This is a genomic window from Nocardioides sp. GCM10023255, assembly GCF_042653125.1.
Classification (GTDB): Bacteria; Actinomycetota; Actinomycetes; order Propionibacteriales; family Nocardioidaceae; genus Nocardioides.
Genome location: NZ_JBHSHU010000004.1, coordinates 42,852 through 63,663 on the forward strand (window position 1 = coordinate 42,852; position 20,812 = coordinate 63,663).

Here is a 20,812-nt window from a genome sequence, read left to right on the forward strand (position 1 = left end):
CGGGTCAGGCGTAGCCGAGCTCGTGGAGCCGGTCGTCGTCGATCCCGAAGTGGTGCGCGATCTCGTGCACCACGGTGATCCGGACCTCCTCGACGAGTTCCTCCTCGCTCTCGCACATGTCGAGCAGCGGCCCCCGGAAGACGAAGATCCGGTCCGGCAGCTCCACCGGAGGCGTGCCCCACCGCTCGGTCAGCGCAACCCCCTCGTAGAGGCCCAGCAGGTCGTCGGGCTCGTCCTCGGGCGGCTCGTCCTCGACGAGCACCACGACGTTGTGGACCAGGGCCGCGATCTCGTCGGGGATCTCGTCGAGCGCCTGGTCGACGAGGGCGTCGAACCGGTCGGGGTCCATCTGGAGGGGCACGGGTCCATTCTGGGGGTGCCGGCAAATGCAAGAACGCTCCGGATCTGGTGATCCGGAGCGTTCATCTGCGACCCCGACGGGACTCGAACCCGCGGCCTCCGCCGTGACAGGGCGGCGCGCTAACCAACTGCGCTACGGGGCCTTGGTGCCTCACTGGTGAAGCGGGTGGAACTCTAACCCATGGTTGCCGGTGACTCCCAATCGGGACTCTCGCGAGCCTGAGCTGGCACCCCCAACGGGATTCGAACCCGTGCTACCGCCGTGAAAGGGCGACGTCCTAGGCCGCTAGACGATGGGGGCCTGACTGCCCCGACAGCATAGGGGCGGCGCGCGTCGGGCTCCAACCCGACGTGACGCGTGGACTACCGGCCGCGGACCCACGCCAGGACCCGGCCCGAGAGGCCGGTCGGACGTCCGTCGGGCTCCTCGAGCAGCTCGTACCCGTGCCCGGCCTCCTCGAGCGCGAGCTCGCTGCCCCGGGGAGCGCTCGCCGCCGCCTTCCGCATCGCGGCGACCTCGTCCTCGCCCTCGTCCCTGGCGACGGCGAACAGCGTGGGCGCCTCGAGCCCACGGGCCGCGACGTGCACCGCCGGCGCGGCCCACTCGTCGGGGCCGGACAGGTCGACCACGGCGTCCACCCGGTGGTCGCGGGCCGCGGTGAGCACGGCCAGGCTGCCGCCCATCGAGGCGCCGACCAGCACCACCCGCTCGGCGTGCAGCGTCTCGAGGGCGTGGTCCACGGCGAGCCGGACCTGGTCGGTCTGCCGCTCGACGTACCCACCCTCGCAGCGCGCCTCGCCGTAGGTGCACAGGTCGAGCGCGAGGGCCCTCACGCCGGGCACGCCCGCCAGGTGCTGGGCGAAGCTGAGCCAGCCGCACAGGCCGTTGCCGTCGGTCTGGTGGACCAGGATCGCCACCGTCCTGCCGTGCCCGGCCGTCACGGCGGGAAGGACCGCTCCCGCGGGACCGCGCAGCGAGACCAGCTGGTACCGCTGGTCCGCGACCCGCTGGGGCAGCGGACCGCACCGGCCGAGCGGTCCGTCGACGGCCCGCCAGGGCAACGGGTCGTACGCCGGCGAGGGGGTCGACGTCGGGCTGACGGCGCTCCGCTCCGGCGAGGCCGAGGCCCCCTCCTGCCCGTCGGCGGAGCACCCGCCCGTCACGGACCCCAGCCCGAGCAGCAGCGACACGAGCGGACCGAGCGCGCGGCCGGCCGGCACGACGTTCACCGGGTGTGCCGGTAGTCGAGGGTGCGAGCGGTGCTGTCCCAGCGCGCCGTCCGGATCCGGGCACCCGCACCCGCCGGCCGACGCCGCCCCGACCGCAGCCGGCGCCACGCCAGCAGCGCACCGCCACCACCACCCAGCAGCAGAGCCACCAGCACGCCACCCACCCCCGTCTCGATCGGGACCCCTCGTGGCCCCGCACCTCAAACTAGTACGAGTTCGTAATTGTTTCCAGAGGTTCACGCACGGAGGTCGAGGCACCACCACAATGGCCCCATGAGCGAGGAGCACCAGCCCGGGCGCCAGATCGGGGCGGCGGACGGCAACCTCGTCCTCGACCTCTTCGTGCTCCACCAGCGGATCGGCGAGCTGATGGAGGCGACGCTCGGCGGCACCGGCGTGCGCCCGTCCGAGTACGCCGTCCTCAGCCAGCTGGGCATCTCGCCGCTGACCCCGCGCGAGCTGACCGACCGGCTCGGGGTCACCGCCTCGACGCTCACCGGGCACCTGGCCGCGCTGCGCAGGCGCGGGCACACGCGCACCACCGCCAACCCCGCCGACGGCCGCTCGCACCGGGTCGAGCTCACCGAGTCCGGGGCGGGGATCCTGCGGGAGTGCCGGGACCGGTTCCGCCGGATGCTGGCCGACCTCGACCAAGCCCTCGGCCCCGACGGGGGCCGCGCACGCGAGCTGCTGGTCCGGATCGACGACGCCGCCACCGAGGTCACCGAGCTCGTGCACCGGCGCGAGTCATCCTGACCCGGGCCCGTTTTCGCCGGGCGCCCGCCCCTCCGGTATGGTGACGCCTGCTTGGGCAGGTAGCTCAGTTGGTACGAGCGTCCGCCTGAAAAGTGGAAGGTCGGCGGTTCGACCCCGCCCCTGCCCACAAGCACCGAGAGCCGCAGGTCATCGACCTGCGGCTCTCGTCGTCTTCCAGCCGGCTCACACGAGGATTCCCGCGGACCGGTCCCTCAGGTCCCCGCCACGTGCCAGGGGTCGTTGCACCCACACGCGTCACGCAGGTTGTCGGCGGTCCCCACGGGCTCGGGACAGTAGGGCCTCAGCCCCCACAGCCGGTCGACGAACGACCGGCGTTCGGCTTTGGCCGCGTGTCCGCACACGGGGCACCTGTCCACACCACGAGCGTAGTTCGCCGCCGCCTCATCGTGCGGCAGCGTCGAAGGCGATGCGTCCCACGGACCTGATGACCAGGTCGTGGATGACGGGCCCCTGGATCGAGGCGGGCCAGCACGCGTGCTCCAGCGCGGGCCCGGAGGCCTCGGCGAAGCGGCCCGTGCCCCCGGCGAACGTCGCTGCGGTGTCCACGCACAGCCGGTCACCCTCGAGCGTGATGTCACCGGCACTCACGTAGTCCTCGCGCAGGACGTCGCCGTCTGACGCCACAAACTGCAGGCGGCCGCTCGACACGGCCACGTCCGGCGGGTCCAGTGACGTGACCAGGCTGCAGTGGCTCGACGCCCACGTGAAGGAGCCCAGGTGCGTGCCCCGCCCGGCGCCGACGACAGGGGCCAAAGGCCCGCGGCGACCGGTTTGGGTCGGCCCCCCGCAGGGAAGGTGCGGTGGGCGCGTCAACGGGGGCGCGCTCCACCACTCTCGGAGGTCTTCATGCCCCAAGCCCGCACCCGCCGCCTGCTCGCAGCCGGCGCCCTCACGGCCACCGGTCTCACGCCGCTCACCGTCACCGCCTCGCCGGCCGAGGCGACACCTGCTCGCATGTGCGTGCACGACCACGCCTTCGTCAAGAGCACCGAGCGCGGCGCTGCAGTGTGGATGCCGACCAGCAACCACTTCAGCTCGCCCAGCAACCCGAGCGGGTGGCAGCAGGGCGGCCAGCAGGGCTACTCGGAGTCCGACGGAGACCAGACGTCGCGGACGAAGGGCTCGGCCGACACCGCCGAGGCCGGGGGCGGCCTGAACTTCGGCATCGGCAACGTGAGCACGAAGTACAACCACCAGTGGAACCGGAGCACCACGACCGGCAACACCCAGACCAAGACCTGGTCGCAGTTGGTCTCGCTCCCCTCCGGGAAGACCTCCCGGATGCGGATCTACCAAGCAGGGTGGCGGTTCAAGTTCACCTACGTGATCGTCAACGACGGCGGCCCGACCTGCAAGAACCAGACCTACACGCGGACGGCGATCCTGCCGACCGAGAAGAAGGTCACCGCCATGCTCGTCGAGCTCTACAAGAATCGCGGCAAGGCCCGCCCGCGCGGCTGACACGACGACGCACGAGGGCCGCAGCCGGATCACCGGCTGCGGCCCTCGTCGTTTGCCTGCCTGACGTCAGCGCTTGGTGATCGCGTCCGTGATCAGGTCACGCAGGGTGCCGGTGTTCTCGTCCTGCACCGGCGCGCGGAGGCTGCGCGCGGAGGGGGTCGCCGGCGTCGGGTCCGGCGGCGGCACCGGGGCGCACTTCACGTCGGACCGGTTGTCACCGGCCCTCCGCTTCGGCAGCTGACCGGTGAGCAGGTAGTTCGCGATCCGGTTGTCCACGCAGGAGACCCCGGAGAGCGACCCGGCGTGCGTCGTACCGCCCACGCCCTCGATCAGGACCGACTTCGGGAACCGCTGGCGCACCTCGATCGCGCCCGCCCACGGCGTCGCCGCGTCGTTGGTCTCCTCGATCAGCAGGATCGGCTTGACGTGCTGGCCCTTGACGTTGACCGGCTTGCCCGACGGCGCTGCCCAGGTGCGGCAGGGCAGGTTGTACCACGCGTTGTTCCAGGTGAGGAACGGAGCCGTGGCGTACAGCCGCTGGTTGTCGCGCTTCCAGGTGCTCCACCTCGCCGGCCAGGGCGCGTCCGCGCACTGCACCGCGAGGTAGTTGGCGTAGGTGTTGTCGGCACCGGGACCGGTCGGGTCGCCGTAGTACTCCTTGGCCGGGCCGAGGTCGCCCTGGGCGGCGGCCACGAGGATGTGCGCGGTGTCGTCCCACCCATAGACGTAGTAGGCCGCGCCCACGAAGACGTCGTTCCAGTCGGCGGCACCGAAGTCCGGCTCCGGGTTCTTGGTCAGCTTGTCGAGCACGTCGTAGTAGATGGCGCGCACGGCGTCACCGTCGGTGCCGAGCCCGTAGACGTCGTCGTGGCTGGCCACCCAGTCGAAGAAGATGTCGATGTTCTTGTCGAACTGCTTGTCCTGCTCGAGGTTGGCGTCGTACCAGACGTCCTCGGGGTTCACCACGCCGTCGAAGACGAACCGCCGCACCCGGTCGGGGTGCATCGTGGCGTAGACCTGGCCGAGGTAGGTGCCGTAGGAGAACCCGTAGTAGTTGATCTTCTTCGCGTGCAGCGCCTTGCGGATGCTCTCCATGTCCTTGACCCAGGTGCGGGTGTCGGTGTTCTTGAGCAGCCGGAGATTCGTGTCCTTGCAGGCGACGGAGTACCCCACCGCCTTGTCCTGCCAGTAGTCCGTGATCTTCGGGGTGACCGGCACGTAGGTGGGCCGACCGGCGGCGAAGTAGTCGCCGTCGCAGCTCAGGGAGGGCTTGCTGCTGCCGACGCCGCGCGGGTCGAAGCCGATCCAGTCGTACGGGTCACCGCCACCGTTGGGGACGTAGGCGCCGAGCCGGGCCAGGCCGAGCCCGGAGCCGCCGGGGCCGCCGGGGTTGACCAGCATGACGCCCTGGGCGTCCGCCTTGGACGTCTTGTGCTTGATGCGCGAGACCGCCAGCTGGATCTTGCGACCCTGCGGGCGGTCGTAGTTGAGCGGCACCTTGACCATGCCGCACTTCGCGCCCGCGTCCTGCAGGCTCTGGGACGCGCACTCGCCCCACGTGATCGGCGGCGGCTGGTAGCCACGTGCCGCGACGTGCTTGAGCGAGTGTTGGACGGCGCTGCTGGCGACCGGCGCCTGGTGTGCGTTCGCGGCGCCGGTGCCCATGGTGGCGACACCCGCGCCCACCAGGGCCGCAACCGCGGCCGCGCTGACGAGCTTCCTCATCGAGGTTCCTCCCGTTGGTTCTCCTGGGGCCGGGGGTGTGGCCCCCGGACAACCAACCACGGCAGGGCGGGTTCGCGGAAGACCCGCGCCCTGACGACTCGTGCCCGGGAACGCGCCATGACGGGCCCTGCACACGACCCGTGGTCAGGCGCCGAAGATCCGCCGCTGCGCGCGATAGAGGTGGACGAACGCCGCGAACGAGCGGTCGTAGGTCTCCCTGGTGCCGGGGTCGGGGTGGAGCACGGCGTCCACGGGCACCAGGTCCCGCACCTCGGCCCAGCCGATCTCCCCCAGCGCCAGGCCGCTGAGCAGCCCCACGCCCCGGAGCCCGGTCAGCAGCGGCTGCGCGACGCGTTCGACGCGACGGCCGGAGACATCGGCGACGACCTGGCACCACAGCAACGACCGGGCCCCGCCTCCCACCAGGCGCAGCGGCTCGAGCCGTCGGCCGGCCACGTGGTCGGCCGCCTCGAGCAGCCAGCGTGCGTTGAGCGCGACCCCCTCCAGCACCGCGCGGACCAGGTCGGCGCGCGTGCTGGACAGCGACACGTGGTGGAAGCCGCCCCGCGCGGCCCGGTCGTCCACCGGGGAGCGCTCCCCCGCCAGCCAGGGCGTGAAGACGATGCCCCCGGCCCCGGGCGGCGAGGTCGCCGCCAGCGCGAGCAGGTCGTCGTACGCCGGCGGCCCACCGCCGTCGGCCAGCACCCTGGCGAGCCACTCCAGGCAGCGGCCGGCGGTCTCCTGGTTGTTGCCGAGCAGGTAGCGGTCGGGCCGCAGCCCCGGCACGGTCGCCATCTGCCGCAGCAGGTCCGTCTTCTTGTCGGGCAGCGGGCAGCTGACCCAGGCCGTGGTGCCGATCGAGAGGTGCGCCTCGTGGTCGCGCACGCAGCCGGACCCGAGCGCCGCGCCGTGCAGGTCGGGCACGCCGGCCACCACCACGGCCTCCGGCGAGATCCCGAGCTCCGCGGCGACGTCGGCGCGCACCGGAGCCACGACGCTGCCCGTCGCGACCAGCGGGGGCAGCCGACCGGGGTCGACACCGGCCCGGCGGACCAGCACCGGGTCGTAGGCGAGCCGCCCGGGATGCCGGTTGTCGGTGAGCCACGCGGCGGTCATCGAGGCGGGCGTGGCCGCCGCCACCCCGGTGAACCGCATCGCGAGGGCGTCGACCGGCTCGAGGTACCAGCGGGCGGCCGCGGCGACCTCGGGCTCGTCGTGCCCGAGGTGCAGCATGTGCCCGACCGGGTCGGCGCCGGACGTGGAGGGGACGCCGGCGGTACGTCGTACCCACGTCGCGAGGGCGGTCGCCCGGTAGCCCTGGACGTGGCCACCGACGACCGCACGGGACCACGCCGCCCCCTCGGTGTCGCTCCACATCAGGCACGGGCCCACGGGAGACCCTGCGGCGTCGACGGGCACCGTGCTGGCCCACTGCCCGGTGACGCACACGGCGGCGACCCGGCTTCCGTCGACGGCCGCCTCGGCCAGGCAGTGGCGTGCCGACGCCGTGACCACCCGCCACCACTCCGCGGCGTCCTGGGTCACCCGTCCTCCGGGGCCCAGGTCGGTGCACAGCGGCTCGGAGGTCCACGCGACGACCTCGCCGCGCAGCGTCACCAGCCCGACCTTGACGTTGCTCGACCCGAGGTCGACCGCGAGCACCAGGCGACCCCCGGGCGTGGGCATCAGGACCCCGGCGGCACCGAGAGCTCGGTGTCGAGCATGTCGTCCATGACCGCGACGATGAACTCCTCCGCCTCCAGGCTCATGCCGCCGGGCACCCCGCCGTAGATCGCGCCGGAGAAGGCCTGCTGGCCCGCGGCCTCGGCGCGCCGGGCGTACGCCACCCCCTGGTCGAGGTCCTCGGCGAACGTGTCCACCAGGCCGGGCTGGGTCTGCGGCCCGGTCACGGCCATGTGGATCGCGTTGGGGTACTGCTGGCCGTTGAACCGCCAGCCGCGCCCGCGCATGAAGTCGGCGACGTGGTAGATGTCGAAGTCGTCGGAGGTGAAGCTGAAGCAGAACGTCGGGCTCCCCATGATGCGCAGCTCGGGGTGCGAGCGGACCACGTCCTTCATCCGGTCCGCGGTGCGGAAGATCGCGCGCGCGTGCTCGAGGTACCCCTCGCGGCCGAGCTGGACCATGGCCGCCCAGGTCTCGGCCAGCAGCCCGCCCGAGCGGGACCCCTCGATGCCGGGCGACATGTACTTGCCGCCGCTCCAGCCGGGCAGGTGGAAGTACTGCGCGTCGCGCAGCGCCTTGTCCCGGAAGAGGACGGTCGAGGTCCCCTTGAACGCGTAGCCGTACTTGTGGGTGTCGGCCGAGATGCTGGTGACGCCCGGGACCCGGAAGTCGAAGACCGGGATGTCGTAGCCGAGCTCCTGGCCGAACGGGAGGATGAACCCGCCGAGGCAGCCGTCGACGTGCATGCCGACGCCCCGGCTCGCCGCGAGCTCGGCGAGCTCGGCGATCGGGTCGATGGTGCCGTAGCCGTAGTTGCAGGCAGACCCCATGATCGCGACGGTCCGGTCGTCGATCTCCGCGGCCATCCGGTCGGGGTCGACCACGGTCGTCACCGGGTCGACCGGCACCGTCCGCAGCTCGATGCCGAGCAGCCGGCAGGCCTTGTCGAAGGCGGGGTGCCCGGTCTCGGGCTTGACGAAGCGCGGCTCCGTGACACCGCGGGCCGCGGCGTGCTCCCGGTAGGCGAGCACCGCGTGCAGGATGCTGCCGCTCCCGCCGGTGGTCACCAGCCCACCGGGGGTGCCGTCGGTGACGGCCTCGGCGTGCAGCAGGTCGAGCGCCATCGCGATGATCTCGCCCTCGAGCTTCGTCGCGCTCGGGCACATGTCGCGCTGCAGGACGTTGACGTGGGCGAACATGCCGAACGCCTCGGTCAGGAAGCGGTAGTGCTCGTGGTCGCCGGAGTACATCGTCCCGGAGCACTTCCCCGTCTCCCAGAACGCGTCCTCCTCGATGGCCATCGCCCGCAGCTCGGCCAGCACGTCCTCGCGAGGAGTCCCCCGTTCGGGCAGCACCCGATGCACCGGGAACCTGTCGGCGTAGGGGAAGTCGCTCTCCGCCATCGCTCACCTCCGCGGGGTTCGGGATGCCTCCACCCTCCGCGGGCCCTGCGCGCACGGGACAGGGCCAGTGGTCCCGCGCGCCGACCGCCTGACGGCCCTGCGGTGCGACCTCAGGTCTGCGGCACGACGTCCGGGACGGCGTCGAGGATCGCGTCCGCGAGGTCGCGGTCGGCCTCGACGTCGGCGGAGGCCCCACCGGCGCGCTTGTCCGAGACGCGCACGGCGACCACGAGATTGCGGTCGCGGACGGTGAGCCCCACGCTCGCCGAGGCGGGCGCGGTGTCGGAGGTGGTCGCGACGACGCTCACCCCCTCCTGCCACCAGCCCTCCACCGGACTGGGGTCGACCTCGTGGATGGTGCCGTCGAGGCCGACCTGCCCGCCGTCCCGCAGGTCGTACAGCGAGTTCTTCCCGCCGTCGGACCGCGAGGAGAGCTCCACCTGCACCACCAGTCGTCCGCCGTCGGGGGTGTCCGCCCTGGCGAGGCACACCGCACCCCTGCTGCCACCGTCCGAGGTCTCGTCGGCGCTGGCCTCGGCCGCCGGCAGGGACGGGTAGGCGTCGCCGACCAGACCGGTCAGGTCCAGCTCCCCGCAGGTGTCCGTGTCGACGGCCCCCCAGGAGGGGGACTCCTCGCCGCAGCCGCCGAGCAGGCCCGCCAGAGCCACCACCGAGGCCAGCCCGGCCGCCACCCGCACCGTCCGCGGCCCTCCCCTCGGCGTCACTGGTACTGGTTGCTGGAGTTGTGGTGGAACCCGCCGGGACCACCCGGGCCCTGGGCCAGGTCCGGGCTCCTGAGCCACAGCAGCGAGAGCTCCTCCAGTGCGTCGATGTTCTTGTCCACCTTGACCAGGTAGTCGACGTCGAGCTGGTCCCAGGCCTTCGTCAGGTTGTCCCCGATGCTGTCGATCGCCGTGTGGAAGTCGGCCACCACGCCCTCCGGTCGCTGGGAAGCGGCGGTCTGCGGCACCGCCGACTTCTCGGGGATGCTGTCCTCCGCGTAGCCGATCAGCGTCGAGGCCGTGGACCGGGCGTCCCCCGTGACCTCGTCGAACTTCTCGACGTACTGTTGCATCGAGTCGGGGACGGCGATCGGGATGATGTCGATCAGGTCCAGGATCGTGCTGGTGATCGTCAGGAACTCCGTCGGCGAGATGCTGTGCGCGTCCTGCCGGGCACGCAGCGCCTCGTCGGCGCGGGAGACCATGGCGGCCACGGTGTTCATGGCGCTGTTGCGTCCCATGTCGATCACGCTCTTGGCGGCCCCGCAGGCGTTCTGCAGCATCTCCGCCACCCAGGCCTGGTTGTCCACGCACTGCGGCATGAGGTTGTAGAAGTTGTTGAAGAAGTTCGTGGCCGTGAGGCCCTCCCAGTGGCTCTCCGAGTAGTCGAGCTGCGCGAAGTCGTCGGGGACCTGGGTGCCCAGGACGATCCGGATGTCCTCGAACTCCGAGGCGGCGCTCTCGAGGTGGCCCGGCCACGGATCGATGATCGTGTCGAAGCGGGGCTTCAGCTCGGCGACCTTCCCCCGGGCCCAGCCGTCCGCGTACGACGCCCAGCCGCTGCGCTCCTTCTCCCAGTGCGCCCGAGCGGCGTCCTCGCTGCCCGCCTCGAAGTCGTAGAGGGTGAAGGTGAGCGAGAAGGGGTACTTCTCGCCCACCATCACCGACGTGCGGTACTCGACGCCCATCGTCGACTCGTGGTGCCAGTCCTGGTTGGCCTGGTAGGCGTCGAGCGCGAGGGTGATGGTGCCGAAGTCGACCAGCAACGTCTCGAACTCGTCGAACTTGCTCGAGAACTCGCTGTCGCTGAAGGGGACCTGGGGCTCGCTCATGTCGTCACGTCCTCGGGATCAGATCAGGACCTGGCGGCCGCCGGGCTTCGGGATGGTCTCCCTCGGCGGTTCGTAGGGCTCGTCCGGCCGCGGCGGGTCGGGCACCCTCACCGGCGGGTCCGCGTACAGGTTCTGCTCCGAGACCTGGCCGAACATCGCCCGGAAGGCGGTCCGGGCGTCCTCGTCGGTCGCGGCGTAGTCGTCGGCGACCTTGACCAGCACCGGCCCGAGGTCGCGCAGGGCGAGAGTGGTCTTGTAGATCGCGAGGTGCAGTCGCTCGCGCAGCTCCAGGATCTTCGACAGGGCCGCCGGGTTGCCGGCGGCCGCCTGCACCGACGAGACCCCGTGGCCGGCGTACTGGGCGTCGGAGGCCAGGCCGGAGAACCGCTCTGCCTGGGCCGGGAAGTGGAGACGTCCCGCCTTGTAGAGGCTGTACAGGTCAAGGCCGAACTGGTTGCCGTGACCGACGTCGCCCAGGTTGCCCCGCGAGCTCGTCCCGTCGGGACGGTAGCCCGGTTCGTACGGATCGGATCCCATGCGTTTCCCCCTCGGCGATGGTGCGACGAGGGTGTCCTGCCCGACCGGCGCCCCGTCCAAACCCGGCGCCTGTCGGACCTCAGTCGCTGGTCACGATCTCCCGCCACGCGCGCTTCGAGGTGTCGTCGTGGAGTCGGTAGTCGAATCCGACGAAGGAGTCGAAGTACGTCGCGAACACGCCGCCGTTGTCGCGCACGAAGTCGGCCATGCCGCGCAGCCACTCCGCGCGGCCCTGCTCGCCCCCGTCCGTGTCGACCACGGTGGTGCCGAACTCCGCGATCCCCCACGGCTTGCCGTGCTGCTCGGCGACGGCGCGCACGGGCGAGAGGATGCTCGCCGGGTCCCGGTAGACGCCCTTGCGACGGCCGTTGTTGTAGCAGTCGAAGCCCAGCACGTCGATGCTCCCGCCGCCCGGGTAGTAGTCGGCGAAGTCCCGACCGGACTTCGGGCTCAGCGTCCAGCACATCAGGATCAGCGTCGAGCGCAGGTCGGGGTTGGCGGCCTCGTCGGCCAGGTCGTCGAGGTGCTGCCAGGCCAGGCGGTAGGTCGCGAGGTCGACGTCGTCGTTCTCGGGCTCGTGCCAGTACGTCCAGTGCGTGACCCGACCCCGGGGCGCCTCGCCGAACCACTGCCGGAACCGGTCGTCGTACCGGCCCGCGACCACCGCGGCCGGGTCGGCCTTGAAGGAGACCACCACCGGAGTGCCGTGCACCTTCTGGTCGATGCTCGCCCAGGTCGCCGGGAGGCCGGGGAAGAACATCCGGATCGCGTCGAGGCCGCCGTAAGCCGCCTGCACCCGCTGGTAGGCGTGCTCGTAGGTCTCCCCGCCGGCCCGGAAGACGGTGCCGCCCCAGAGCGGTCGGCCCTCCGCCGGGGTCGGGGTGGCGATCGGTTCCGGGCACAGGTGCCGCCGGCACCAGCCCCGGTCGTGCCCGCCGCCGCGCGTCGCCGCGGCCGACTCAGGGACGGTGACGAGCCCGGCCAGCCCCAGGGAGAGCACCAGGGCCAGCACCAGGGCCAGCACCAGGGCCGGCGCCGGGGCGACAGGGCCGGTCCGCGACCGGTGACGTGAGATGCGCATGCGCCTGCGACCCTCCATGAGCTCCGCCCCCGCCCGCTGGTCCGTGTCGCTGTCAGGATGCCGGGATCCGGCCGATCCGTCCCCGAAATGGGGTAATCCGTCGGGTCGGGATGCGGACCGTCGGCGCCCGCGCGGGGGGACCATCGTCTCTGGCCGCCGGCCGCGGCACCGGAGACGCTCACCGCATGGGTACGACGACGACGGCTCCCGCGGTGACGTCCGGCCAGCGATGGCTGGCGAGGCTGGCGTTCGTCGCGGCGGCCGGGGCGGTCCTCGCCCTGCTCGCCGGCGGCCGCAGCAGCATCACCGTGCTGGTCGTGGGCGTGCTGGGGACGGGACTCGCACTGGCCGGCCTCTGGTGGTTCCTCAGCAACCGTGGCGTGCGCCGCTGGGTCGGCGCCGCGGTCGCGGTCGCGGGCCCCCTGGGGGTCGTGGGCTTCTACGTCGCCCGCGGCCACCTGCTCGAGATCGTCGTCGTGCTGCTGCTCGCCGCTGCCGCCCTCGCGGCGGCGCGCGCTGCGACGGAGCGCTCGCGGCCGGTCGAAGGGATGCCCGAGACGCCGGTGCCTCCCCCGTCGCGGCCGTTCCTGATCATGAACCCGCGCTCGGGTGGCGGGAAGGTCGGCCGGTTCGGCCTCGACACGCTGGCCTCGGGCCTCGGCGCCGAGGTGGCGCTGCTCGAGGGCCCGGAGCACGTGGACATCGCCGAGCTCGCCCGCACCGCCGCGGCCCACGGGGCGGACCTCCTCGGTGTGGCCGGCGGCGACGGGACCCAGGCACTGGTCGCCGGGATCGCCGCCGAGCTCGACCTCCCGTTCCTCGTCGTCAGTGCAGGCACCCGCAACCACTTCGCCCTCGACCTCGGGCTGGACCGGGAGCACCCCGACGCCTGCCTGGACGCGCTGAGCGACGCCGTCGAGCTCCGTGTCGACCTGGGCCTGATCGGGGACCGGACGTTCGTCAACAACGTCTCGTTCGGCGCGTACGCCGACATCGTGCAGAGCCCGGCGTACCGCGACGACAAGCGCGGCACCACGCTGCAGCTGCTGCCCGACATCCTGGCCGGGCACCGCGGGCCGCGGCTGGTCGCGCACGTGGACGGCCAGCTGACCGTCGAGGCGCCCCAGGCGCTGCTGGTCAGCAACAACCCCTACGGTCTCGGGGACCTCGCCGGGCTGGGCCGGCGGGCCCGGCTCGACACCGGACGGCTCGGCGTCGTGGCGATCACCGTCGACTCCGCGGCGAGGGCGGCCGGCCTGCTCAACGGCCGGCACGCGCGGGGGCTGAGCACCGCCCTGGCCCACGAGGTCGTCGTGGAGGCGGACGTGCCCGAGATCCCGGTCGGCATCGACGGCGAGGCCGTGCTGATGCCGACGCCCGTGCGCTGCACCATCCTGCCGCTGGCGCTACGGGTGCGCGTCCCGCGGAGCCGGCCGGGCGTGCCCGCGCACCGGCCGCCGCTCGACCTGCGGCTGCTGCGCCACCAGGCGCTCACGCTGCGCCGCCTCGCCGTGCCCGACGATCAGCCGCGCGAGGCTGCGTAGCGGCCGGCCGCCCGGCCGGTCAGCCTCGTCGTCAGCTGGGCGATCACGGTGCCGAGCAGAGACCCCACCAGCACGTCACCGGGGAAGTGCACGCCGGTGTGGACCCGCGAGTACGCGACGACCCCGGCCAGCCCGTGCAGGGGCACGGTGACCACGGGCAACCGGGTGCCGGCCCCGGTGGCGAACGCGAACGCCGATGCGGAGTGCCCCGACGGGAACGACAGCGAGGTCGGCATCGTCACGTGCCGGTCCAGCGGCACCTGCGCACCCTCGCGGTCGGGCCGGGCCCGGCCGCCGAGGCGCTTGACGCCCAGGTTGACGACGGCACTGCTCACCGCGACGCACACCAGGCCCTCTGCGGCCGCGCGCCGGCCGCTGCGGCCGCCCACGACGGCGAGGACCCCCGCGGTGGCCAGCCACAGGCCGGACCGGTCGGCGGCCCGGGACAGGCGGCTCATGCTCCGGTCGAGCGCGGGCGTGGGCGTCCGGGCGACCGCGGTGTAGACGGCCTGGTCGACCCGGCGGGCGTCGGCCAGCCAGCGGTGCGTCGTGCCGGCCCGTCGGCCCGGCCCCGCGGCCTCGTCCTCGGGACGGCTCATCGCTGGTCCTCTCCGTCGGGCTCCGGGTCGGGCTGCGGGTCGAGCGCGGCCTCGGCGGTCACCGCGTCCTCACCGGCGATCGCCTCCAGGGCCGCGTCCATCGAAGGATAGAAGTGGTCCTTGTCCAGGGTCTCCATCAGCCCGTAGCGCAGCAGCAGGACCCGCAGCCGGTCGCGCAGCTCGACGAACGCGAGGTGCACGCCCTGCTCGTTGAGCTGCCGGTCGAGCTGCTCCAGCTTCTCCGCGGCCGTGACGTCGACGTCGGTCACCGCCTCGCACTGCAGCACCACCCAGCGCACCTGCTTCTCGCGGACCAGCGAGCGGAGGTTCTGCCGGAACATGCCCGCGTTGGCGAAGAACAGCGGCGCCTCCCAGCGGTAGACCGCGATGCCGGGCAGCTCCTCGAGGTCGCTGCGCCCGTCGAGCTTGTGCCAGCCCCCGGTCGCGTCCCGGCCGAGCACCACACCGTGCGGCCACCAGCTGCGCCGGAAGAAGAGCAGGATCGACAGCGCGACCGCGACCAGGATGCCCTCCAGCACCCCGAAGAAGACCACCCCGGCGGTGGCCACGAGCGACAGCGTGAAGGCCGTACGCCGTACCCGCCACAGCCGGCGCACCTCCGGCAGGTTCGTGAGTGACAGGGCCGCGGCGATGACGACGGCGGCCAGGGCGGTCTTGGGCAGGTCGGCCAGCAGCGAGTTGAGGAAGAGCAGCATCAGCGCCACCGCGCCCGCGCCGACCAGCCCCGCGACCTGGCTCTTCGCGCCGGACTGCTCCGCCACCGCGGTGCGCGACCCGCTGGTCGAGACCGCGAAGCCCTGGAAGAGCCCGGCGGCGATGTTCGCGCCGCCGAGGCCGATCATCTCCTGGTTGGGCCGGACCTCGTCGCCGCGGCGGGCGGCGAAGCTGGTCGACGTCGCGATCGTGTCGGTCAGCGAGACCAGCGTGATGCCCAGGGCCGCGACCAGCAGCGGCGCCACGTCGCTGAACCCGGTCCACGGCACGCTCGGCCTGGGCAGGCCCTGGGGCAGGGACCCGACCGTCGCGACACCCTCGGCGGACAGGTCGAGCACCGCCGAGACCACCGTGGCACCGACGATGGCCACCAGGATGGCCGGCACCCTCTTGCTCACGCGGGGCAGCACGAGCAGCAGGGCCAGCACGGACAGGCCGACCGCGAGCGTCGTCCCGTCCGTCTGGTCCAGGCCGGCGCCGAAGGCCTGGAGCTCGTCGACGAACCCGTCCGCGTCGGTCGAGAAGCCGAAGAGCTTGGGCAGCTGGCCCACGACGATCGTGATCGCCAGGCCGTTCATGTAGCCGACCTGGACCTCCACCGAGAGCAGGTCGGCGACGAAGCCGAGCTTGGCCACGCCCAGCCCGATCTCGACCGCGCCGACCAGCAGCGCCATCATCCCGGCCAGCACGATCGCGGACCCCGGATCGCCCGAGGCGGCCACGAGGGGGACGATGGCGGCGAAGATGAGCGGGCTGACCGAGGAGTCGGGCCCGAGGACCAGGATGCGCGAGGGCCCCAGGGCCGCGTAGGCCACGAGGCAGGCGACGGTGGTGTAGAGCCCGGTGACCGCGGGCAGGCCCGCGAGCTCGGCGTACGCCATGCCCTGCGGCACCAGGATGGCCGCGAGGACGAGGCCCGCCACGAGGTCGGCGCGGACCCAGCCGCGCTGGTAGCCGCGCACGACGTCCAGGCCGGGCACGTACCTCCGCACGCCGGAGGACCGACCGGTGAGCTCCCCTGCAGTCATCCGCGTGGCACCTCCTCGCGCCGATGATCCCGTGGCGCGAGGGGCGCGGGCATCATCCCTTCCGCATGAGGAGCACCCGCCGCCTCAGGCTGCCCGTTTCGGGTCGGCGAACGGCCACCGGTCCGGGGCCGGGTCGGCCTAGACTCCCAGCTACCGGTGCGCAGCAGCGCGACCGCACCCCCGAGAGGAGACCCGGGTGCGCGATACGTTCCTCGGCGGCGGTGAGGTGGGTCGGGACATGCTCGCGGTCGACTGGGCCGCGACCCCGCTCGGTCCCCCGGAGACGTGGCCGAGCAGCCTGCAGACCGCCGTGCGGATCGTGCTCTCCTCCCGGTTCCCCATGTGGATGGCGTGGGGACCCGAGCTCACGTTCTTCTGCAACGACGCCTACCGGCGCGACACCCTCGGCGCGAAGTACCCCTGGGCGCTCGGCAAGCCCGCGTCGACCGTCTGGTCGGAGGTCTGGCAGGACGTGTCGGGCCGCATCGAGGACGTCATCAGCACCGGGGTGGCCACCTGGGACGAGCGGCTGCTGCTCTTCCTCGAGCGCAGCGGCTACACCGAGGAGACCTACCACACGTTCTCCTACAGCCCGCTGTCCTCCGACGACGGCACCGTGGCCGGGATGCTGTGCGTGGTCAGCGAGGACACCGAGGAGGTGGTCGCCCAGCGACGTATGCAGACCCTGCGCGACCTCGGGCTGCGCACCGCCGGCAGCACCTCGGTCGAGGAGACGGTGGCCCGCGCGTGCGCCGAGCTCGAGCACAGCAGCCTCGACCTGCCGTTCACGCTCGTCTACGTGTACGACGACGAGCAGACCGGGCGCCTGCTCGGGTCGACCGGCTTCGCCACCGACCACCCGGCCGCGCCCCCCGTCCACGACCCCGCCCACCCGGTCTGGGACGTCCCGACCACGCCCACGGTGGCCGCGGTCGACCTCGCGGAGGTGTCCCCACCACTCCCGTCGGGCGGCTGGCAGCGGCCCCCGGCCCGGGCCGCGGTGGTCCCGATCGCTCAGGGCAGCAACCCGGCGTACGGCTTCCTGGTCGCGGGCCTGAACCCGTTCCGTCCGCTCGACGACGGGTACGCCGACTTCCTCGGGCTGGTCGCCGGGCAGCTCGCGTCCGCGGTGACCGACGCGCGGGCCTTCGAGCTCGAGCAGCGCCGCGCCGAGAGCCTGGCGGCGCTCGACCAGGCCAAGACCGACTTCTTCACCAACGTCAGCCACGAGTTCCGCACCCCCCTCACCCTGCTGCTGGGCCCGGCCGAGGACGCGCTGGCCGACACCGAGGCGCCGCTGCCCGCCACCCAGCGCCAGCGGGTGGAGGTCATCCACCGCAACGGGCAGCGGCTGCTCACCATGGTCAACACGCTGCTGGACTTCTCCCGGCTCGACTCCGGCCGGGTCGAGGCGTCGTTCGAGCCGGTCGACCTGGCCCGCTACACCCGCGAGCTGGCCAGCATGTTCGAGACCGCCGCCACCCGCCTGGGCCTGTCGTTCACGGTCGACTGCCCCGAGCTGCCGGAGCCGGTGTACGTCGACCGCGACCTGTGGGGCAAGGTCGTGCTCAACCTGCTCTCGAACGCCCTGAAGTTCACCTACGCGGGCGGCATCACCGTGGCGCTGCACGTCGACGGCGAGATGGTCGTGCTGTCGGTCGCCGACACCGGTGCCGGCATCCCTCTCGACGACCAGGCCCATCTCTTCGAACGGTTCGCGCGGGTCAGGGGCGCCAGGTCGCGCACCCACGAGGGCTCGGGCATCGGCCTGGCGCTGGTGGCGGAGGTCGCGCAGCTCCACGGTGGAGACGTCGACGTCACCAGCCGGCCCGGCGAGGGGAGCACCTTCCGGTTCCGGGTGCCCCTGGGCAGTGCGCACCTGTCACCCGAGCGGATCACCGCGCCGACGTCGACGACGGTCACCCAGCAGGTGATCGACGGCTTCCTCGTCGAGACCAGCCAGATCCTCGGGCCCGTGGTCACGGGTCCCGCGCCCCTGCCCGCCACGCCCCTCGACGCCCGGCCGCGGGTGCTGGTCGTCGACGACAACGCCGATATCCGCACCTACGTCTCGAGCCTGCTCGCCCAGGAGTACGACGTCGGCATTGCCGTCGACGGCCAGGACGGGCTGGAGCAGGCGCTCGCCGACCCTCCCGACCTGGTGCTCACCGACGTGATGATGCCGCGCCTCGACGGGTTCGGCCTGCTCACCGCGTTGCGCGCCGACCCGGCGACCGTCGACATCCCGGTGGTGATGCTGTCCGCCCGGGCCGGGGAGGAGGGCACGCTCGAGGGACTCGAGGCCGGCGCCGACGACTACCTGGTCAAGCCGTTCACCGCCCGGGAGCTGATGGCGCGCGTCCATGCCAACCTCGAGCTCGACCGGGCCCGCCGGAGCCGGGAGCAGCTGGAGCGCAGCCGCGCGCTCCTCGACCAGACCCAGCGCCTCGCCCGGGTCGGCAGCTGGGAGCTCGACCTGCAGAAGGGCAGCCTCCGCACCTCGGAGGAGTACCGCCGGCTGGTCGGGCTCAGCGCCGCCGAGATCACCGAGCTCGGCTTCCGCGGGGTCGTCGAGGCCGTGGTGCACCCGGACGACCTCGCGCGGGTGGTCGGCACCCTCGTCTCCGCCACGCCCGGCGAGGACATCCGGTACGAGACCCGGATCGTCCGCCCGGACGGCGAGGAGGTGCTCGTCGCCGTGCACGCGGAGGTCGTGGACAGCGACGAGTCCGGGCAGGCGACGCTCCTGCGCGGGTCGCTGCAGGACATCACCGAGCGCCGCGCGGCCGAGGAGGCGCTGGCCCGAGCCGCGGCGGACGCCGAGGCGGCTGCGCGGGAGCACGCCATCGCCGACGCGCTCCAGCGCAGCCTGCTGCCCCAGCAGTCCTTCGACCTCGAGCACCTCGAGGTCGCCACCTACTACCGGGCCGGTGTCGAGGGCACCCAGGTCGGCGGTGACTGGTACGACGTGATCGAGCTCGGCGGGGGGCGCACCGCCCTCGTGGTCGGCGACGTCATGGGGCGCGGTGTGCAGGCGGCCGCGGTCATGGGGCAGCTGCGGTCCGCGGTCCGCGCCTACGCGCGGCTCGACCTGCCGCCGGCAGACCTGCTGGAGTTCCTCGACGGCATCGTCCGCGACCTCGGTGCCGACCAGATCGTCACCTGCCTGTACGCCGTCTTCGACCCCGTGGACCGGAGCCTGCGCTTCGCCAACGCCGGTCACCTGCCGCCGATCGTCGTCGACCCGGTCGAGGGCGCGACGGTCCTCCCGTCGACCGACGACCCACCCCTGGGCGTGGGCCTCTACAACCTCCACCAGAGTGACGTCACGCTCGCGCCGGGCGCCACGGTGGTGCTCTACACCGACGGGCTGGTCGAGCGCCGGGGCGACGACCTCGAGTCGGGCATCGAGTCGCTGCGCAGCCTGACGACGGGGCTGGCCGGCCCGCTGTCGGACGCCCCCGAGGCACTGGTGCGCGAGCGGCTGCCCGAGGGGCCCGACGACGACGTCGCCGTGCTGGTCGCCCGCGTCGACACGGCGGCGACCCGGCCGGGGCTCCGGCTGTCGTTCCGCGATCGCGCGATCGACATCTCGCACGCCCGGCGCGCCGTCGCCCGACAGCTGCGCCGCGCCGGGGTTCCCGAGCACGTCGTCGACGACGCGATGCTGGTGACCAGCGAGCTGCTGACCAACGCCGCCCTGCACGCCGTGCCACCGGTCGAGCTGCGGGTCAGCGGCGACGACGCCGAGATCCGCATCGAGGTCCACGACCGCGCCAGCTACGAGCCGCGCAAGCAGCGACCCGGCGTCCAGGACGAGCACGGTCGTGGCCTGCAGATCGTGGCCGCTCTCGCCGACCGCTGGGGCTCCCGGCCCACCGAGGTCGGGAAGACGGTGTGGTGCGTGCTCTCGCTGCTGTCCTGAGGGCGCCGGCGGCCCGGCGCGCCGACCCGGCGTACCCCACACGGGGTACGTCGGGCGCCTCTCGTTGCGCGGGACCCCGCGAGGGAGCAGGTTCTAGCCATCGTCCGCGACATCTGGGGGTTCTCATGCGCGCTCGCCCACCCGGGGTGCTTCTCGCCGTCCTGCTGCTGCTCGCAGGGGGCACGGCCACGGCCAGCTCGCTCGGCTCGGCCCCGACCGCTGCGCAGCCACGGGCCCGCGCCGTCCTGAAGCTCACCTTCAACCACGACACGCTGCGGCCCGGGAGCCGGGTCCACAACGCGGCCGGCCGGTACGACGGGGTCGTCCGCACCGCGGACGGTGGACGCCTGACGCGGGTCCGGGGGGTCAAGAAGGCCGCTGCCCAGTACCCCGGTTCCTGTGCAGGCTGCGGCGCCGCGATCATCGAGGTCGCCGACCGGCGCAGGCTCGACCCGCGGCAGCGCAACATCCGGTTCGGTGCGGACATCCGGATGTCGGCCTCGCAGGAGGCCCACCACTCCAACCTGATCCAGAAGGGCTACTACCGCACCGCCGGAGGGCAGATCAAGCTGCAGGTGGACCTGGGCCGTCCGAGCTGCGTGGTGAGCGGCTTCGACGGTCGCGCGATCGCGCTGTGGGACCACCGCATCACCGACCGGCAGTGGCACCGGGTCGTCTGCAAGCGGAAGGCCACGGGAGTCGTCCTCCGGGTCGACGGGAAGGTCCGGGCCCGGACCCAGGGCGCCACCGGCAGGGTGTCCAACGACCTGCCGGTGCGGATCGGCGGCAAGAAGCTCGGCCCCGGGCGGGTGGACCAGTACCACGGCCGCATGGACAACGTGTTCATCCGGTACGCCCGGCGCCCCGCCTGACCCTGCACCGCTGACCGG

General features: G+C 72.8%; 18 protein-coding genes and 3 tRNA genes. 6 read left to right on the forward strand and 15 right to left on the reverse strand.

What is annotated here, in order from left to right; all coding sequences use genetic code 11:
* Positions 1-4: 4 nt before the first annotated feature.
* From ACFO9I_RS07770 to ACFO9I_RS07790, 5 genes are all read right to left on the reverse strand, one after another.
* Positions 5-349 carry a metallopeptidase family protein gene (locus tag ACFO9I_RS07770; RefSeq protein ID WP_379179985.1) on the reverse strand — a complete coding sequence of 115 codons (345 nt, stop codon included), beginning with the start codon at positions 347-349 and terminating at the stop codon, positions 5-7.
* A gap of 80 nt (positions 350-429) precedes the next feature.
* A tRNA-Asp gene (locus ACFO9I_RS07775) sits at positions 430-503 on the reverse strand.
* 82 nt (positions 504-585) lie between these two features.
* Positions 586-661, reverse strand: a tRNA-Glu gene (locus ACFO9I_RS07780).
* A 62-nt stretch (positions 662-723) separates the two neighbouring features.
* Entirely contained in the window at positions 724-1,590 is an 867-nt protein-coding gene (locus ACFO9I_RS07785) for an alpha/beta hydrolase (RefSeq protein WP_379179481.1), read from the reverse strand.
* A complete protein-coding gene (locus tag ACFO9I_RS07790; protein ID WP_379179483.1) occupies positions 1,587-1,745 on the reverse strand; it encodes a hypothetical protein in 159 nt (52 codons plus the stop codon). Before ACFO9I_RS07790 ends, ACFO9I_RS07785 begins: the two co-directional genes overlap by 4 nt.
* Positions 1,746-1,863: 118 nt before the next feature.
* Between ACFO9I_RS07790 and ACFO9I_RS07795 the strand changes: the two genes are divergently transcribed.
* Positions 1,864-2,346, forward strand: coding sequence for a MarR family winged helix-turn-helix transcriptional regulator (locus ACFO9I_RS07795; protein ID WP_379179485.1), 483 nt, complete (start codon positions 1,864-1,866; stop codon positions 2,344-2,346).
* 53 nt (positions 2,347-2,399) lie between these two features.
* Positions 2,400-2,473 (forward strand) — tRNA-Phe (locus ACFO9I_RS07800).
* Positions 2,474-2,748: 275 nt separating this feature from the next.
* Here ACFO9I_RS07800 and ACFO9I_RS07805 read toward each other — a convergent pair.
* A complete protein-coding gene (locus ACFO9I_RS07805; RefSeq protein WP_379179487.1) occupies positions 2,749-2,991 on the reverse strand; it encodes a hypothetical protein in 243 nt (80 codons plus the stop codon).
* 222 nt (positions 2,992-3,213) lie between these two features.
* Between ACFO9I_RS07805 and ACFO9I_RS07810 the strand changes: the two genes are divergently transcribed.
* Entirely contained in the window at positions 3,214-3,828 is a 615-nt protein-coding gene (locus ACFO9I_RS07810) for a hypothetical protein (RefSeq protein ID WP_379179489.1), read from the forward strand.
* A gap of 66 nt (positions 3,829-3,894) precedes the next feature.
* Here ACFO9I_RS07810 and ACFO9I_RS07815 read toward each other — a convergent pair whose 3' ends face one another.
* The 7 genes from ACFO9I_RS07815 to ACFO9I_RS07845 all read right to left on the reverse strand — a co-directional run bounded on the left by ACFO9I_RS07815 (position 3,895) and on the right by ACFO9I_RS07845 (position 12,091).
* The gene (locus tag ACFO9I_RS07815; protein ID WP_379179491.1) at positions 3,895-5,553 is read right to left on the reverse strand and encodes an alpha/beta hydrolase; all 1,659 of its coding nucleotides are present in this window, start codon (positions 5,551-5,553) and stop codon (positions 3,895-3,897) included.
* 144 nt (positions 5,554-5,697) lie between these two features.
* Positions 5,698-7,239, reverse strand: coding sequence for a xylulokinase (locus tag ACFO9I_RS07820; RefSeq protein WP_379179492.1), 1,542 nt, complete (start codon positions 7,237-7,239; stop codon positions 5,698-5,700).
* Entirely contained in the window at positions 7,239-8,639 is a 1,401-nt protein-coding gene (locus ACFO9I_RS07825) for a pyridoxal phosphate-dependent decarboxylase family protein (RefSeq protein WP_379179494.1), read from the reverse strand. The genes ACFO9I_RS07820 and ACFO9I_RS07825 overlap by 1 nt, the downstream gene beginning before the upstream one ends.
* A 110-nt stretch (positions 8,640-8,749) precedes the next feature.
* Positions 8,750-9,364 (reverse strand): hypothetical protein, encoded by a 615-nt coding sequence (locus tag ACFO9I_RS07830; protein ID WP_379179496.1) that lies wholly within the window; start codon positions 9,362-9,364, stop codon positions 8,750-8,752.
* Positions 9,361-10,473, reverse strand: a complete 1,113-nt coding sequence (locus ACFO9I_RS07835) for a hypothetical protein (RefSeq protein WP_379179498.1) — start codon at positions 10,471-10,473, stop codon at positions 9,361-9,363. The genes ACFO9I_RS07830 and ACFO9I_RS07835 overlap by 4 nt, the downstream gene beginning before the upstream one ends.
* 18 nt (positions 10,474-10,491) lie before the next feature.
* Complete coding sequence (locus tag ACFO9I_RS07840) at positions 10,492-11,010, reverse strand: hypothetical protein (RefSeq protein ID WP_379179500.1); 519 nt, start codon at positions 11,008-11,010, stop codon at positions 10,492-10,494.
* Between the two features lie 79 nt (positions 11,011-11,089).
* A complete protein-coding gene (locus ACFO9I_RS07845) occupies positions 11,090-12,091 on the reverse strand; it encodes a hypothetical protein (protein WP_379179502.1) in 1,002 nt (333 codons plus the stop codon).
* Between the two features lie 185 nt (positions 12,092-12,276).
* On the opposite strand from ACFO9I_RS07845, the gene ACFO9I_RS07850 reads away from it, so the two are divergent.
* Positions 12,277-13,635, forward strand: a complete 1,359-nt coding sequence (locus ACFO9I_RS07850) for a diacylglycerol/lipid kinase family protein (RefSeq protein ID WP_379179504.1) — start codon at positions 12,277-12,279, stop codon at positions 13,633-13,635.
* Here ACFO9I_RS07850 and ACFO9I_RS07855 read toward each other — a convergent pair.
* Both ACFO9I_RS07855 and ACFO9I_RS07860 read right to left on the reverse strand, forming a co-directional pair.
* Complete coding sequence (locus ACFO9I_RS07855) at positions 13,614-14,234, reverse strand: phosphatase PAP2 family protein (RefSeq protein WP_379179506.1); 621 nt, start codon at positions 14,232-14,234, stop codon at positions 13,614-13,616. The genes ACFO9I_RS07850 and ACFO9I_RS07855 overlap by 22 nt on opposite strands.
* Entirely contained in the window at positions 14,231-15,997 is a 1,767-nt protein-coding gene (locus ACFO9I_RS07860) for a SulP family inorganic anion transporter (RefSeq protein ID WP_379179508.1), read from the reverse strand. Before ACFO9I_RS07860 ends, ACFO9I_RS07855 begins: the two co-directional genes overlap by 4 nt.
* Positions 15,998-16,193: 196 nt before the next feature.
* Between ACFO9I_RS07860 and ACFO9I_RS07865 the strand changes: the two genes are divergently transcribed.
* Together ACFO9I_RS07865 and ACFO9I_RS07870 are read left to right on the forward strand one after the other, a co-directional pair.
* Positions 16,194-19,922: a SpoIIE family protein phosphatase gene (locus ACFO9I_RS07865; RefSeq protein WP_379179510.1), complete on the forward strand. Its 3,729-nt coding sequence runs from the start codon at positions 16,194-16,196 to the stop codon at positions 19,920-19,922.
* Positions 19,923-20,047: 125 nt separating this feature from the next.
* Positions 20,048-20,794, forward strand: coding sequence for a laminin G domain-containing protein (locus ACFO9I_RS07870; RefSeq protein ID WP_379179512.1), 747 nt, complete (start codon positions 20,048-20,050; stop codon positions 20,792-20,794).
* Positions 20,795-20,812 lie beyond the last annotated feature (18 nt).

Excerpts from the sequence above, each read along its gene's own strand:
- ACFO9I_RS07770 (WP_379179985.1), bottom strand. The coding sequence starts at position 349 with ATGGACCCCGACCGGTTCGACGCCCTCGTCGACCAGGCGCTCGACGAG.
- ACFO9I_RS07795 (WP_379179485.1), top strand. The coding sequence starts at position 1,864 with ATGAGCGAGGAGCACCAGCCCGGGCGCCAGATCGGGGCGGCGGACGGC.
- ACFO9I_RS07810 (WP_379179489.1), top strand. The coding sequence starts at position 3,214 with ATGCCCCAAGCCCGCACCCGCCGCCTGCTCGCAGCCGGCGCCCTCACG.
- ACFO9I_RS07815 (WP_379179491.1), bottom strand. The coding sequence starts at position 5,553 with ATGAGGAAGCTCGTCAGCGCGGCCGCGGTTGCGGCCCTGGTGGGCGCG.
- ACFO9I_RS07820 (WP_379179492.1), bottom strand. The coding sequence starts at position 7,239 with ATGCCCACGCCCGGGGGTCGCCTGGTGCTCGCGGTCGACCTCGGGTCG.
- ACFO9I_RS07825 (WP_379179494.1), bottom strand. The coding sequence starts at position 8,639 with ATGGCGGAGAGCGACTTCCCCTACGCCGACAGGTTCCCGGTGCATCGG.
- ACFO9I_RS07835 (WP_379179498.1), bottom strand. The coding sequence starts at position 10,473 with ATGAGCGAGCCCCAGGTCCCCTTCAGCGACAGCGAGTTCTCGAGCAAG.
- ACFO9I_RS07840 (WP_379179500.1), bottom strand. The coding sequence starts at position 11,010 with ATGGGATCCGATCCGTACGAACCGGGCTACCGTCCCGACGGGACGAGC.
- ACFO9I_RS07845 (WP_379179502.1), bottom strand. The coding sequence starts at position 12,091 with ATGCGCATCTCACGTCACCGGTCGCGGACCGGCCCTGTCGCCCCGGCG.
- ACFO9I_RS07850 (WP_379179504.1), top strand. The coding sequence starts at position 12,277 with ATGGGTACGACGACGACGGCTCCCGCGGTGACGTCCGGCCAGCGATGG.
- ACFO9I_RS07855 (WP_379179506.1), bottom strand. The coding sequence starts at position 14,234 with ATGAGCCGTCCCGAGGACGAGGCCGCGGGGCCGGGCCGACGGGCCGGC.
- ACFO9I_RS07860 (WP_379179508.1), bottom strand. The coding sequence starts at position 15,997 with ATGACTGCAGGGGAGCTCACCGGTCGGTCCTCCGGCGTGCGGAGGTAC.
- ACFO9I_RS07870 (WP_379179512.1), top strand. The coding sequence starts at position 20,048 with ATGCGCGCTCGCCCACCCGGGGTGCTTCTCGCCGTCCTGCTGCTGCTC.